The 13,118-nt window shown below is 63.2% G+C and carries 15 protein-coding genes; 4 read left to right on the forward strand and 11 right to left on the reverse strand.

Annotated elements, in window-relative coordinates:
* Positions 1-84: 84 nt before the first annotated feature.
* Positions 85-564 (forward strand): PaaI family thioesterase, encoded by a 480-nt coding sequence (locus AC5ZG5_RS24940; protein WP_208828604.1) that lies wholly within the window; start codon positions 85-87, stop codon positions 562-564.
* Between the two features lie 70 nt (positions 565-634).
* A complete protein-coding gene (locus AC5ZG5_RS24945) occupies positions 635-1,630 on the forward strand; it encodes a DMT family transporter (RefSeq protein WP_245474742.1) in 996 nt (331 codons plus the stop codon).
* Between the two features lie 15 nt (positions 1,631-1,645).
* Here AC5ZG5_RS24945 and AC5ZG5_RS24950 read toward each other — a convergent pair whose 3' ends face one another.
* The 5 genes from AC5ZG5_RS24950 to purC all read right to left on the reverse strand — a co-directional run bounded on the left by AC5ZG5_RS24950 (position 1,646) and on the right by purC (position 6,025).
* Positions 1,646-3,250 (reverse strand): ABC transporter substrate-binding protein, encoded by a 1,605-nt coding sequence (locus tag AC5ZG5_RS24950; RefSeq protein WP_456644460.1) that lies wholly within the window; start codon positions 3,248-3,250, stop codon positions 1,646-1,648.
* An 85-nt stretch (positions 3,251-3,335) separates the two neighbouring features.
* Positions 3,336-4,304, reverse strand: a complete 969-nt coding sequence (locus AC5ZG5_RS24955; protein ID WP_165435241.1) for a tripartite tricarboxylate transporter substrate binding protein BugD — start codon at positions 4,302-4,304, stop codon at positions 3,336-3,338.
* The gene (gene purQ, locus AC5ZG5_RS24960) at positions 4,301-5,002 is read right to left on the reverse strand and encodes a phosphoribosylformylglycinamidine synthase subunit PurQ (protein ID WP_456644461.1); all 702 of its coding nucleotides are present in this window, start codon (positions 5,000-5,002) and stop codon (positions 4,301-4,303) included. Before purQ ends, AC5ZG5_RS24955 begins: the two co-directional genes overlap by 4 nt.
* Positions 5,002-5,241: a phosphoribosylformylglycinamidine synthase subunit PurS gene (gene purS / locus AC5ZG5_RS24965; RefSeq protein ID WP_028166376.1), complete on the reverse strand. Its 240-nt coding sequence runs from the start codon at positions 5,239-5,241 to the stop codon at positions 5,002-5,004. Before purS ends, purQ begins: the two co-directional genes overlap by 1 nt.
* 16 nt (positions 5,242-5,257) lie before the next feature.
* Entirely contained in the window at positions 5,258-6,025 is a 768-nt protein-coding gene (gene purC, locus AC5ZG5_RS24970) for a phosphoribosylaminoimidazolesuccinocarboxamide synthase (protein WP_008974302.1), read from the reverse strand.
* A 334-nt stretch (positions 6,026-6,359) separates the two neighbouring features.
* Between purC and AC5ZG5_RS24975 the strand changes: the two genes are divergently transcribed.
* Positions 6,360-6,683 carry a DUF1476 domain-containing protein gene (locus tag AC5ZG5_RS24975; RefSeq protein ID WP_028166375.1) on the forward strand — a complete coding sequence of 108 codons (324 nt, stop codon included), beginning with the start codon at positions 6,360-6,362 and terminating at the stop codon, positions 6,681-6,683.
* Positions 6,684-6,700: 17 nt separating this feature from the next.
* On the opposite strand, the gene AC5ZG5_RS24980 is transcribed toward AC5ZG5_RS24975, so the two are convergent.
* The 6 genes from AC5ZG5_RS24980 to AC5ZG5_RS25005 all read right to left on the reverse strand — a co-directional run bounded on the left by AC5ZG5_RS24980 (position 6,701) and on the right by AC5ZG5_RS25005 (position 10,950).
* Positions 6,701-6,859 carry a hypothetical protein gene (locus AC5ZG5_RS24980; RefSeq protein WP_456644462.1) on the reverse strand — a complete coding sequence of 53 codons (159 nt, stop codon included), beginning with the start codon at positions 6,857-6,859 and terminating at the stop codon, positions 6,701-6,703.
* Between the two features lie 36 nt (positions 6,860-6,895).
* Complete coding sequence (locus AC5ZG5_RS24985; protein ID WP_456644463.1) at positions 6,896-7,084, reverse strand: hypothetical protein; 189 nt, start codon at positions 7,082-7,084, stop codon at positions 6,896-6,898.
* Positions 7,085-7,215: 131 nt separating this feature from the next.
* A complete protein-coding gene (gene cynS, locus AC5ZG5_RS24990; protein ID WP_456644464.1) occupies positions 7,216-7,704 on the reverse strand; it encodes a cyanase in 489 nt (162 codons plus the stop codon).
* 64 nt (positions 7,705-7,768) lie between these two features.
* On the reverse strand, positions 7,769-8,695 hold the full coding sequence (locus tag AC5ZG5_RS24995) for an ABC transporter ATP-binding protein (RefSeq protein ID WP_456644465.1): 927 nt from the start codon (positions 8,693-8,695) through the stop codon (positions 7,769-7,771).
* 4 nt (positions 8,696-8,699) lie between these two features.
* The gene (gene ntrB, locus AC5ZG5_RS25000; protein ID WP_456644466.1) at positions 8,700-9,539 is read right to left on the reverse strand and encodes a nitrate ABC transporter permease; all 840 of its coding nucleotides are present in this window, start codon (positions 9,537-9,539) and stop codon (positions 8,700-8,702) included.
* 28 nt (positions 9,540-9,567) lie between these two features.
* A complete protein-coding gene (locus AC5ZG5_RS25005) occupies positions 9,568-10,950 on the reverse strand; it encodes a CmpA/NrtA family ABC transporter substrate-binding protein (RefSeq protein WP_456644467.1) in 1,383 nt (460 codons plus the stop codon).
* Between the two features lie 172 nt (positions 10,951-11,122).
* Here AC5ZG5_RS25005 and AC5ZG5_RS25010 point away from each other — a divergent pair, with 172 nt between their 5' ends.
* Positions 11,123-13,081 carry a sigma-54 interaction domain-containing protein gene (locus AC5ZG5_RS25010; RefSeq protein WP_456644468.1) on the forward strand — a complete coding sequence of 653 codons (1,959 nt, stop codon included), beginning with the start codon at positions 11,123-11,125 and terminating at the stop codon, positions 13,079-13,081.
* Positions 13,082-13,118: the final 37 nt, after the last annotated feature.

Here is a 13,118-nt window from a genome sequence, read left to right on the forward strand (position 1 = left end):
GGCGGCGGGCCGCGGGCTGACGATTTGCAGAAACGGACAGGATCGGATTTAAGGACCGGAACTCAATTTTGAAAGCCTGCCAGCGTGAACGACCTCTCCAAGACTGCATTCCTCCGCCGCCCCGACCTGCATGTCGCGACCGACGGCGAATTCAAGGGCTGGCGCACCTGGATCCGGGACAGCTTCGAGAGCCATATCGGCCCGTTCTGGCACCGGATGGATGAGAACGGCCGCGTGCAGTGCGCGTTCCGGGTGGAGAAAAAGCATCTCAACGGCATGCGCAACGTCCATGGCGGCTGCTTCATGGCCTTTGCGGATTACTGCCTGTTCGCGATCGCCTCGGCCGAATTGGAAGGCCCGGGCGTGACGGTGGCATTCTCCTGCGAATTCCTCGACGCGGCACGCGAGGGCGAATTGGTCGAATGCGTGGGCGAAGTGACCCGCGCGGGCGGTTCGCTGATCTTCCTGCGCGGCATGCTGAAAACGGGTGAGCGCTCGCTGTTCACCTTCTCCGGGACGATCAAGCGGGTGAAGCTGAAGGCGCCGCTTGAGGCCAGCGCATAGCTCCCGCCTTTCCTTTTTGCGCTCTCAGGCTAAGACTGGCTCCAGCGCGCCAATGCGCCGGGAGCAAGAGGTGCCGAAGAGCACATTAAGGACGGGTAGCGTGACGGCTGCCGTGGAGACGTCTGCACGATCAGCGCTGAAGCGGCCGCACCATCGCTGGCAGGATTATGCGCTGCTGCTCGCGCTCGCCTGCTGCTGGAGTTCGACTTATCCCTTGACCAAGATCGGTCTCGGCTCGATCCCGCCGATCACCTTCATCTCCGCCCGCTCCCTGATCGCGGCGCTGTTCCTCCTGGTGATCCTGCGCATCCGCGGCCGTCGCATTCCGACCGACGCCAAGGCGTGGAAGCTGTTTGCCTTCCAGCAGACCATCAACTCGACAGTCCCGTTCCTGGTGATCACCTGGGCGCAGCAATATGTGGCGGCGGCCCCCACCGTGGTGCTCGCCTCGACCACGCCGATTTTTGCCTTCCTGATCACCTGGGCCATCACGCGGCATGAGCCGGCGACGCTGTTGAAGCTCGCTGGGGCGATCCTTGGCCTCGCCGGCACCGCCGTGATCATCGGCCTCGATGCGCTCGGTGGCCTCGGCAGCGAGATCTTTGCCGAGATGGCAATCCTGCTCGCCACCATCTCCTTCGCGTGTGCCACGATCTTCGGCCTGCGCCTGTCCGACTACGACCCGATGGTGGTTGCCGCCGGCTCGCTGTTGTTCGGCGGCCTCGTGCTGCTGCCAGCCGCCATCGTCGTCGAACATCCCTGGACGCTGCATCCGACGCCGCAGGCGCTCGCCGCCGTCACGACCATGGGCATCTTCTCCAGCGCGATCGGCCTGATGCTGTTCTACATGTGCCTCTCCCGCCTCGGCACGCTGATTACCAACGCGCAAGGCTACCTGCGCATCCCGATCGGCGTTGGCCTGTCGGTAGTGCTGCTCGGCGAAGCTGTACCCTCGAACCTCACCCTCGGGCTTGTGCTCGTCATGGCGGGCGTAGCCGCGATGACCGTTCCGGGCGACCGTTACAGGCTCGCCCTAAACTGGCTGCGGATGCGGCTGAGGGGCTGAGGGCCTCGAAAACCTTTACTGCAGGCTCACCAGGGTCAGATCGACGAACCACGATTGCGGCGAGACGAATCCCTTGACCTTCGGGCTCATCGCGCGCGGGTTGAGATCGTGCACGATGTAGAGCCAGGGCGGGTTGTCGACGAGGCGTTCATGCGCCTTGCGATAGGCGGCCGCGATCACCTTGGGGTCGGTGGCCTCCGAGATCGTCTTGAGCGCATCGTCGAACTCAGGGTCCTTCCACTGCTCGAAATTGAACCCGTTCGGCGAAAAATTCTCGGACGAGAAATAGCGCGCCATGATGCCGGCATCGGAGGATGGCGACGAGATATTGAGCCCCATGGCGCCCTGCAAAGTGGGACTATCCGGCGTCGCCCGCGCGGCGGTCAACAGAACCTGCCATTCGATCACGTCGAAGGCCACGTTCACACCGCACGCCTCTTTCAGGTTTTGCTGCAGGAATTCGTTCATCGGCAAAGGCAGCATCTGGCCCGAGCCGGAATTCGAGATCAGCATCTTGAAGGACAATGGCTTCGCCGCCGTGTATCCGGCCTCGGCGAGCAGCGCCTTGCCCTTGGCGGGGTCGAACTTGTAGCGGTTCGCTGGCGAGCCGAAATCGGGGTCGCTGGCCTTGAGCCAGCCCACCGAAGGCTCCGCGGTCCCATTCAGCAGTGCAACGAGTCCATCGCGGTCGATGCAATAGTTCAGGGCCTGGCGGACTTTCACGTCCTTGAAGGGGCTGTTGGTCGCGCCGATATTGTAGAACCACGGCCAGACATGGGGATAGGAGCCGGTGGTGATGGTGAAGCCCGCCGATTTCAGCGAGGCGACGCCGTCGGCCGGCGGCACCTCGATCCAGTCGGCCTGACCGGAGCGAAGCGCGGCCAAGCGCGAGTTCGCTTCAGGGATCGGCATGAGCACGACGTTGTCGACCTTCGCCCTTTTGCTCGCGTCCCAATACCCATCCCAGCGCATCAGATCCGCCTCCTGACGCGGCACGACCTTGGTGATGCGGAACGGTCCGGTACCGGCCGCGGGCAAAGTCGCGACGTTGGCCCAATCCCGCCCCGCCTTTTCGAACGAAGCCGGCGATGTGAACAGAAGATAGACCGCCATGTAGGGGAAATAGGACGCCGGCTTGGTCGTGGTGATGGCGACCGTGAAGGCATCGATCTTCTTGTAGCTGCCCATCACGGGAACGCGCGCTCGCGACATCGCCGAACTCGCGGGCTCGAATTGCGGGCTGGACGTGTTGAAATAGCGCTCGAGATTCCAGATCACGGCATCCGCATTGAAATCCGTGCCGTCGTGGAATTTGACGCCATGGCGCAGATGGAAGATCCAGGTCTTGTTGTCCTCGGGATCCTGTTCCCATTTCTCCGCAAGCCCCGGACGCAAGCTGGCCAATTTGTCGGTCCTGGTCAAATCCCACAGCACCAATCCCTCGAAGATCGGGTAGCCGAGAAAGCGCATTCCTTCGAAGCCGTTGTTCGGCAGCCCGGTCGCCGTGGGGATATCGGATGCCGTCATGCCGATGCGCAGCGTGGTTTCGGCCATTGCCGCATGCGACGAAAGCAGCGCAGCGGTGAGCGTGAACGTGCAGCAAGCCTTGCGAATAAGCATAAAAGTCCTCCCGCCCAACGATCGGAAAGATCCGTGCCTGGATCGGGGGAGTACGGGCAAGTTTCAGGCCAGCAGAGCGGGCCGCCTATTTCTGGTCGTCCGCCAGCAGCTTCTTGTATTTCTCGACATCGCGCGCGACGAGCTGTTGCAGCACGTCCGGCGCATGCTCGTTGGCGTCGGGCGCAACCGTCGACAGATCGGTGAAGCGTTTTTTCACCGCCTCGCTCTCCACGGCGGTCCGCGCCGCGGCGTTCAATTTGGCGATGATCTCGGGCGGCGTACCCTTTGGCGCGAATAACCCGTTCCAGCCCTGCGCCTCGAATTCGGGCAGGCCTGCTTCTGCCGAGGTCGGCAGATCAGGCAGCGTCGCAAGCCGCACGGTCGAGCCGACCACGAGTCCCTTCACCAGCTTCTCGTTGATCGCCTGCGACACCGAGGCCGCCGCATCGCAAACGCCGTCGATCTGGCCGCCGATCGCATCCGTCAGCGCTGGCGCAGCCCCGCGATAGCCGACCAGCGTCACGTCGATTCCGGCGGCGTTCACAAAACTCTTGCAGATCAGGTAATTCGAGGAGCCGACGCCGGCATGGCCAAGATTGATCTTGCCGGGATTCTTCTTCGCGTAAGCGATGAACTGCTGCAGATCCTTGGCGGGAAAATCCTTGCGCAAAGCAATGATGCCAAAGGTCTTTGCGACCACCGCGAACGGCACAAAGGAGTCCGGCGTAAACGGCAGTTTCGGATAGATCGTGTAGGTGGCGGCGCTGGTGCCGGCGTTGCCGATCGCAATCGTGTAGCCATCCGGCTCCGCACGCGCGGCCCGGGACAGCGCGGTCGAGCCGCCGGCGCCCGCGACATTCTCGATCACGATCGGCTGCCCTAGCGCCACGCTCATCTGCTCGGCAACCACGCGCGCAATCACGTCGGAGGTGCCGCCGGCCGCGAACGGCACGATCATGGTGATGGGGTGTTTCGGGAAATCCTGGGCGTGCGCCGTAGTCGCAAGCCAAAGCGACGCAATCGCCGCGAGCCACCTCGCGACGACCGACTTCACGCGGCCTTTTCCAGATGCTGGACCAGGCCCGCAAACAGGCCGCGGCCGTCGGTGCAGCCCATGATGTCCTCGACGTGATTTTCCGGATGGGGCATCATGCCGAGCACATTGCTGCCGTCGTTGACGATGCCGGCGATCGATTGCGCGGCGCCATTGATATTGTGGCGCTCGTCGACCACGCCGTCCGGCGAGCAGTAGCGATAGAGCACCCGTCCCTCGCCTTCCAATCGCTTGATCGTCTCTTCATCCGCCTCGTAATTGCCCTCGCCATGGGCGACCGGGACGCGGATCACCTGGCCGGCATTGTAGCCGCGGGTGAACGGCGTGTCGGAGCGTTCGACGCGCAGATGCACGTCGTGGCAGATGAACTTCAATCCCGCATTGCGCATCAACACGCCCGGCAGCAGGCCGGATTCGCAGAGGATCTGAAAGCCGTTGCAGACGCCGAGCACGAGACCGCCCTTGCCGGCGTAGTCGCGCACCGCGTTCATGATCGGCGCCCGCGCTGCAATCGCGCCGCAGCGCAAGTAATCGCCGTAGGAGAAGCCGCCGGGCACCACGACGAGGTCGGTGCCTTCAGGCAGCGAGGTCTCGGCATGCCAGACCATCGCCGGCTCCTTGCCCGAGATGAGCTTGAGCGCCCGCGCCATGTCGCGCTCGCGATTGATGCCGGGAAAGACGAGGACGGCGGATTTCATCAGAGCAGTTCGACCCGATAATTCTCGATCACGGTATTGGCGAGCAGCCTGTCGGCCGCCTCTTTCAGCGCGGCTTCCGCCTTGGCGCGGTCGGAGCCGGAGAGCTCGATGTCGAACACCTTGCCCTGGCGGACGCTGGCGACACCATCGACGCCGAGCGATTTCAGGGCGCCCTCGATCGCCTTGCCTTGGGGATCGAGGATGCCGGATTTCAACGTAACGGTGACGCGTGCCTTCACTTAAACCTAGCCCCTCTCAGCTCTTCACCAGCACCGGACCGGAGCCCGCCGGCCGCTCGTTCTCCATGAGGATGCCGAGCCGCTTTGCCACCTCGGTATAGGCTTCCAGCAGCCCGCCGAGATCCCTGCGGAAACGGTCCTTGTCGAGCTTCTCGTTCGACTTGATGTCCCACAGCCGGCACGAATCGGGCGAGATCTCGTCGGCGACGATGATCCGCATCATTTCGTTCTCAAACAACCGCCCGCATTCCATCTTGAAGTCGACCAGTCGGATGCCGATCCCCAGGAAAAGCCCGGTCAGGAAGTCGTTGACCCGGATAGCGAGCGCCATGATGTCGTCGATCTCCTGCGGCGTCGCCCAGCCGAAGGCGGTGATATGCTCTTCCGACACCATGGGGTCGTTGAGCTGGTCGTTCTTGTAGTAGAATTCGATGATCGAGCGCGGCAACTGCGTACCTTCCTCGATACCGAGGCGCTGCGACAGCGAGCCGGCAGCGACGTTCCGCACCACCACTTCCAGCGGCACGATCTCGACCTCGCGAATCAATTGCTCGCGCATGTTGAGGCGACGGATGAAGTGCGTCGGCACCCCGATGTCATTGAGGTGCTGAAACAGGTACTCCGAAATCCGGTTGTTGAGGACGCCCTTGCCCTCGATCACCTGGTGTTTCTTGGCATTGAACGCGGTCGCGTCGTCCTTGAAGTGCTGGATGAGGGTTCCGGGCTCGGGACCTTCGTAAAGGACCTTGGCCTTGCCTTCATAAATGCGGCGTCGACGGCTCATTGGGATGTACCGTGTTTTGTTGAAATCCATGAATCTGGTGTGCTCCGGTTGACTAGGGATCGCGACCCACGACGGAGCTGCCGCGGAAGCCTGGAACCCCAAACAGAACAAGAACCAAGCCGTATGGCAACCTATCCGATTGGCCCATCCAGCACAATCGACCCGGACCCTTTATGGCCGACTTATCCGCCTTGGATTAGGGCGCCAAAATCTGCCATTCTGCCTGCGGCTTAACGGCTCGTTGTCTTGCCGATTCGTCCCTTCTATCTAGGCATCCGCCGGGGCTGCCGCAACGCAAGCTCCATTCGTCCGTCAGCAGCAATTGGAACCACCGATGACCACATTCGATAAGCGCGAGGAAGGTTTTGAGAAGAAATTCGCCCTCGACGAGGAGCAGAAATTCAAGGCCGAGGCGCGCCGCAACAAGTTGTTAGGCATGTGGGCGGCGGAAAAGCTTGGCCTCGCGGGCGATGCCGCCAACACCTACGCCAAGGAAGTGGTTGCCGCCGATTTCGAGGAAGCCGGCGACCAGGACGTGCTGCAGAAGGTCTTCAAGGACCTCACCGCGAAGGGCGAGGCCATCACGGAAGCTCAAATCCGCGCCAAGATGGACGAACTGCTGGTCCAGGCCGTGGCGCAGGTGAAGGCGGGGGCATAGGCCCCTGCTGCTCGGGGCTATTTCAACGTGATTTGAAAGCTCATCGAGCCGTTGTTGGTCAAGCCCTCCTGCTGCTGACCAAATTGCCGGTTGATGTTGATGTTGCTGGTCACCGATTCCATCCGGCAGTCCTTGGCCAGCACTTCCCGCAGCAGATCACATTCGCGCGCCGCCATCTCATAGACGATGCGGCGCGCGCGTTCACGGAGCTTCTACGCCTCATCCCCCTCTCCGGTCGGACCGGCGATAAAGAAATTGATCGAGCTCTGAACCCGCACCGCCCCCTCCTGGCGCGGAGAGCTGCCGGATTGCGCGACGACGATCCGCTGCCCCGGCGTCTGGGCGAAAGCAGGAGCGATCAGGAACAGCAGGCCTATAGCTGCCGGGAGAAGAAGGCGCATCGGCGACATTATGGCGGACCCTTGCGGTTGAAGTGACGCGCCGGTCTATAGCGACCTTGGATTGCAACAAGACGAACCCATGCCGCGAAAAATCGATGCACCACTTCATCCCGCGTTAACCGCCGTATTGTCTATCCCTCTTTGAACCCGTACTCCGGTACGTTGCCGCTGGCGCCGTAATATTTGTACGGCAGGAATTTTCCGGACATCGTGAACTTGACGCGGTCGCCCTTGGGACTCGGCAGGCGCTCCATCACCATGTCGAAGTCGATCGCCGACATGATGCCGTCGCCGAACTCCTCCTCGATCAGCGCCTTCCAGGCCGGGCCATTGACCATCACGAGCTCGTAGAAGCGGTAGATCAAGGGATCGGTCGGCGGCATCGGCACGCCCTCCCCGCGCATCGGCGTCTCGTTCAGCATCGCGATTTCCGACTTGGACAGGCCGAACAGTTCGCCGGCGTTCGCGGCCTGCGGCTTGGTCAACTTCATTTGGCCGAGGATCGCGCCTGTTATCAGCACCTCGGAATAGCCGCCGATCTGCTCGCAGATGTATTTCCAGCTCCAGCCCTTCTCGCGCTTGATGTCGAGCAGCTTTTCGGTGAGGTCGGAACGTTTCATGTCAGGGTCTCCTTCTGCTCGTCATGCCCCGGCTTATCCCGGGCATCCAAATTGTTGATCGGATTCAGGAAGACGTGGATGGCCGGGACAGGCCCGGCCATGACGTCTCGGTTGGCGGCTCGGCGTCCGATGCGATCGCCAATTCAGGCAAACCCGGCCGCACCGTCGGCACGTTGCGCGGGTCGTGGTCGGTGGCATCAGCCGCAAAGCTCTTGCTGCGGCTGACCAGGAAATCGATGATGTGGTTGCGGAGCGCGTAGTAATAGGGATGGCGGTGCAGATCTATGCGGCCGCGATCCTTGGGCAACGGATTTTCGACGATCTCGGCCAGCACGGCGCCCGGGCCGTTGGTCATCAGGAATATCTTGTCGGCGAGATAGATCGCCTCGTCGACGTCGTGGGTGATCATGAACGCGGTCTGCCCGGTCTCGAGACAAATGCGCCGCACCTCGTCCTGGAGCGTGCCGCGCGTCAGCGCGTCCAGCGCCGAGAACGGCTCGTCCATCAGCATGATCTTCGGCGTGATCGACAGCGCCCGCGCAATGCCGACGCGCTGCTTCATGCCGCCGGACAGTTCGGAGGGACGCTTGTGCTCCGAGCCGGCGAGGCCGACCAGATCGATGAACTTCTGCGCATGCGCCTTGACTCGGGCGCGGTCCCATTTGCGCCATTTCGAGCTGACGGCGTAGGCGACATTGCCGAGCACGGTGCGCCAGGGCAATAGCGCGTGGCTCTGGAAGATCACGGCACGGTCGAGGCTCGTGCCCTCGATCGCCTGCCCATCGACGATCACGGCGCCCTCGCTCGGCTCGTCGAGGCCTGCCAGGATGTTGAGCACCGTGGTCTTGCCGGAGCCGGAATGGCCGATCACGCAGCCGAATTCGCCGCGCGCCATCGCGAGCCACAAGTCCTCGAACACGGTGGTGGTGCCGCCTCCCGCGCCCGGATAACGCCGCGCGATGCCTTCGATCGAGATGAATTTGTCGGTCATCGCCCTACTCCGGAAACGTGACCATGCGCGTGAAGCGCGCGAGGATCTGGTCGAGCAGCATGCCGACGATCCCGATCATGAGGATAGCGATGATGACATTGGTGATCGAGAGGTTGTTCCACTCGTTCCAGACGAAATAACCGATGCCGGTGCCGCCGACGAGCATTTCGGCAGCGACGATCACGAGCCAGGCGATGCCGATCGAGATCCGCATGCCCGTCAGGATCGTCGGCGCCGCGGCCGGCAGGATCACGGTGAAGGCGCGCCTGACGGTGCCGACTTCGAGCGTGCGCGCGACGTTGATCCATTCCTTGCGCACGCCGGCGACGCCGAACGCGGTGTTGAGCAGCATCGGCCACACCGAGCAGATGAAGATCACGAAGATCGCTGAAATCGACGAATCCTTGATGGTGTAGAGCGCGAGCGGCATCCAGGCGAGCGGCGAGATCGGCTTCAAGACCTGGATGAACGGGTCGAGCGCCCGGCTGATCAACGGCGACATGCCGATCAGGAAGCCGAGCGGGATCGCGACCAGGACCGCAATCAGATAGCCGAGCCCGACGCGGCCGATCGAATAAGCGAGCTGGATGCCAAGCCCCTTGTCGTTCGGCCCGTTGTCGTAGAACGGGCGCCTCAAGTGCTCCCACAATTTGGCGCCGACATCGAGCGGACCCGGCATCGCCGATTTGCCTTGCGTGGCGGTGAGCCCCATCAGCTTCGCGTATTCCGGGCTCATGTTGGTGGCCGGACCGGTGCTGCGGGTCGCAAGATGCCAGACGCCGATGACGGCGGCGAACAGCACGATCGAGACGATCGCCGCGCGCAGGCGAAGGGAGTTCATCATCTCCCTCTCCCCGTAAGCGGGAGCGCCCTCACGACGCCTTCCTGATCTTGAAGCTGGCGAGATAATCGTCGGGCTTGGCGGGATCGAATGTCTTGCCCATCACCGCGAACGACTTGTACGTGGTCGTCGGCGGCGTCAGCCCGATCTCGGCCATCAGCTTGCCGGTGTCGGTGGCGAGATAGACCTGTTCGGCCACCGCCTTGTAATCGACATCACCCTTGATCTGCCCCCAGCGCTTCATCTGCGTCATGATCCAGACGGCGAACGACTGCCAGGGGAAGGGATCGAAATCGACGCGGCCCGGCTGCGTGACGACGTTGCCGAGACCGTCGGCGAAGGTGCCCGTCAGGATCTGCTCGAGCACGATCTGCGGCTGGTTCAGGTAATTCGCCGGCGCGATCGCTTCCGCAATCTGCTTGCGGTTCTCGGCCTTGTGCGCGAACGCGGTGGCCTCGATGATCGATTTCAGGAGCGCGCCATAGGTGTTCGGCATCGAGGTGACGAACTCCTTCGATGCCGCGAAGGCGCAGCAGGGATGGCCCTCCCAGATGTCCTTGGTCAGGATGTGGATGAAGCCGGCGCCGTCATAGACCGCGCGCTGATTCATCGGATCGGGCCCGAGGAAGCCGTCGATATTGTCGGCGCGGAGATTGGCGACCATCTCCGGCGGCGGCACCGCGCGGATCTGCACATCGACGTCGGGGTCGAGGCCGTGCTCGGCGAGATAGTAACGCAGCAAGTAATTGTGCATCGAATAGTCGAAGGGTACGGCGAACTTGAAGCCCTTCCAATCCTTGGGATCGCGCTTGTCCTTGTGCTTGATCGCAAGCGTGATCGCCTGCCCATTGATGTTCTCGACCGCCGGCATCGTGTAGGGCAGCGGGTTGGAGCCGACGCCCATGGTGATCGCGAGCGGCATCGGCGACAGCATGTGCGCGGCGTCGTATTCCTTGTTGATGGTCTTGTCGCGGATGACAGCCCAGCCGGCGGTCTTGATGACTTCGACGTTCAATCCGTGCTTGGCGTAGAAGCCCATCGGCGCGGCCATGATGATCGGCGTCGCGCAGGTGATCGGGATGAAACCGACCTTGAGGTCCTTCTTCTCGGGCGCAGCGCCTTGTGCGAACACCTCGGTCGCCGCCTTGATCGGGAAGAACTGCGACAACGCCGCGAGCGCCGTGGAGGCGCCGACCGACTTCAGGAAGACGCGCCGGGTCGCGTCCTGCGGAAACACCGCGCGCATCACGGCTGAGGCGACGACGCCCTCGTAACGCTTGTCCTCGCTCTCCGCAGGCTCACAGCGCAGCGCCAGTTCGGCATGGCGGTGCTCGGCTTCGCTGAGATGGCGGCCGCAACTGCAGCCGGTGCGGAGATTGCGGTCGAGATCGAATGGATTGTCGAAGATGGACATCGGACCTCCTGCGCGGCGTTTGCCAAAGGATTTACGCAAGCTCCGTGCCAGCCTCTTTTTTGAGCCGATGACATTGATGTCGCAGGCTTTTATCGGCGCCTTGGCGACTACAAAAACTCGTGATACACGAAAAATCGTAATCAAATTACGATTTTTCGGGGCGACGTGCACGATGGACCTGGCTCTCAGCGCGACCGCGAGCGCATACGATGCGAACCTGCGTGCCGCTGCCTTCGAGTGCTCGATCGAGCCGACGCTGCTGCTCGATCCCGATGCCGACGTGATCCTCGACGCCAACCCCGCCGCCTGTTCCCTGCTCGGCTATGACCGCGCGCTGCTGCGCCAGACCAAGGTGAGCACGCTGCATGCAGGCCAATTGCCGGCTTTGATCGTCTTCACCCAGGCGGTGCTCGACAAGGGCGCGTACTGGACCGATGCGCTGACACCACGACATGCGACCGGACAGAATCTTCGGATCGAATATGCCGGCTGCGTGGTGCCGCATGACGGGCGTACGCTGATGCTGCTGACGATGAGCGACCTCGACGCGCGCCGCCGGCGCTATGTCGATGCCGCCGCCGAGGACCACATGCGCAGCGGCATCGCCACCTGGCAGCGGGTCGAGCGCGTCTTCCAGGACATCGAGCGCGAGAACCAGTTGATCCTGCGCGCCGCCGGCGAAGGCATCTACGGCGTCAACGCGGAAGGAAAGACCACTTTCGTCAACCCAGCCGCCGAACGGATGCTGGGCTGGACCGCCGAGGAATTGGTGGGCAAGGAGATCCACCCTGTCGTCCATCACACTCATCATGACGGGCGGCACTATCCCGATCATGATTGCCCGATCTATGCGGCGTTCCGCGACGGCGCCGTCCACCAAGTCGACGGCGAAGTGTTCTGGCGCAAAGACGGCTCGCCGGTCTGGGTCGAATATACCTCGACGCCGATCCGCGACCGCGGCGTCGTGGTCGGCGCCGTCGTGGTGTTTCGCGACGTCAGCCACCGGCGCGAGGCGGACGAGAAGCTGCACGCCGCACTTGCCGAGGTCGATCGCCTGCGCGAGCGGCTGGAGCTGGAAAACGCCTACCTGCAGGAAGAAATCCGCATCGAGACCAATCCGCGCGGCATCATCGGCCAGAGCGAGGCGATCCAGAAGACGCTGCGCCAGGTCAAGCTGGTGGCGCCGACGTCGGCGGCGGTGATGATCACAGGCGAGTCCGGCACCGGCAAGGAGCTGATCGCGCGCGCCATCCATGAAGCGAGCAGCCGCTCCGATCGGCCGCTGATCCGCGTCAACTGCGCCGCGATCCCGCGCGAATTGTTCGAGAGCGAATTCTTCGGCCATGTCCGCGGCGCCTTCACGGGCGCGACGCGCGACCGCATCGGCCGGTTCGAGCTGGCCGACGGCGGCACGCTGTTTCTCGACGAGGTCGGCGAAATCCCGCTGGAGCTGCAGGGCAAGCTGCTGCGCGTGCTGCAGGAAGGCAATTTCGAGCGGGTCGGCGAGGAGCGCACCCGCACCGTGGATGTGCGGCTGATCGCCGCCACCAACCGCGACCTCAAGCAGGAGGTGCAGCGCGGCCGGTTTCGCGAGGATCTCTATTTCCGTCTCAACGTGTTTCCGATCGAATCGGTGCCCTTGCGCGAGCGGCGCGAAGACATCCCGCTCTTGGCGCAGCATTTCCTGAGCAGCGAAAGCAAGGCGCCGAGATCCGATCTGCGCCTGTCGGAGGGCGACGCCAGGCGCCTTGCCCGCTACGACTGGCCGGGCAATGTCCGCGAATTGCAGAACGTGATCGAACGCGCGGCGATCCTCGCCCAAAACGGCCGGCTGCGCATCGACCTGCCCGATGTGCCCGGCAACCAGGCCTCGCCGGGCTCGACCCGCGCCAAGGCCGACGCGCGTCCCGCGGTAATGACGGCAGCGGAGCTGCGCGATCACGAGCGCGCCAACATCGTCGCGGCGCTCGAAGCCTGCGCCGGCAAGGTGTTCGGCCCCGGCGGCGCGGCCGAAATGCTCGACATGAAGCCGACCACGCTGGCCTCGCGGATCAAGGCGCTCGGAATTGCCGGGCGGCAGCGACCGGTTTACCCCCCGTCAAGCACGGCAAGAGATCGGGGCGCGCCTTAAAAGCCTGTTAGGCGGGCACGGTGTTGTTGTACCCCGG

The sequence above is a fragment of the Bradyrhizobium sp. Ses1 genome (genome assembly GCF_059512365.1).

What these genes read in the sequence shown, in the direction of transcription:
- AC5ZG5_RS25010 (WP_456644468.1), top strand. Translation starts at nt 11,123, where the DNA reads ATGGACCTGGCTCTCAGCGCGACCGCGAGCGCATACGATGCGAACCTG.
- AC5ZG5_RS24975 (WP_028166375.1), top strand. Translation starts at nt 6,360, where the DNA reads ATGACCACATTCGATAAGCGCGAGGAAGGTTTTGAGAAGAAATTCGCC.
- AC5ZG5_RS24950 (WP_456644460.1), bottom strand. Translation starts at nt 3,250, where the DNA reads ATGCTTATTCGCAAGGCTTGCTGCACGTTCACGCTCACCGCTGCGCTG.
- cynS (WP_456644464.1), bottom strand. Translation starts at nt 7,704, where the DNA reads ATGAAACGTTCCGACCTCACCGAAAAGCTGCTCGACATCAAGCGCGAG.
- AC5ZG5_RS24985 (WP_456644463.1), bottom strand. Translation starts at nt 7,084, where the DNA reads ATGCGCCTTCTTCTCCCGGCAGCTATAGGCCTGCTGTTCCTGATCGCT.
- AC5ZG5_RS25005 (WP_456644467.1), bottom strand. Translation starts at nt 10,950, where the DNA reads ATGTCCATCTTCGACAATCCATTCGATCTCGACCGCAATCTCCGCACC.
- purC (WP_008974302.1), bottom strand. Translation starts at nt 6,025, where the DNA reads ATGAGCCGTCGACGCCGCATTTATGAAGGCAAGGCCAAGGTCCTTTAC.
- AC5ZG5_RS24980 (WP_456644462.1), bottom strand. Translation starts at nt 6,859, where the DNA reads ATGGCGGCGCGCGAATGTGATCTGCTGCGGGAAGTGCTGGCCAAGGAC.
- AC5ZG5_RS24995 (WP_456644465.1), bottom strand. Translation starts at nt 8,695, where the DNA reads ATGACCGACAAATTCATCTCGATCGAAGGCATCGCGCGGCGTTATCCG.
- ntrB (WP_456644466.1), bottom strand. Translation starts at nt 9,539, where the DNA reads ATGATGAACTCCCTTCGCCTGCGCGCGGCGATCGTCTCGATCGTGCTG.
- purQ (WP_456644461.1), bottom strand. Translation starts at nt 5,002, where the DNA reads ATGAAATCCGCCGTCCTCGTCTTTCCCGGCATCAATCGCGAGCGCGAC.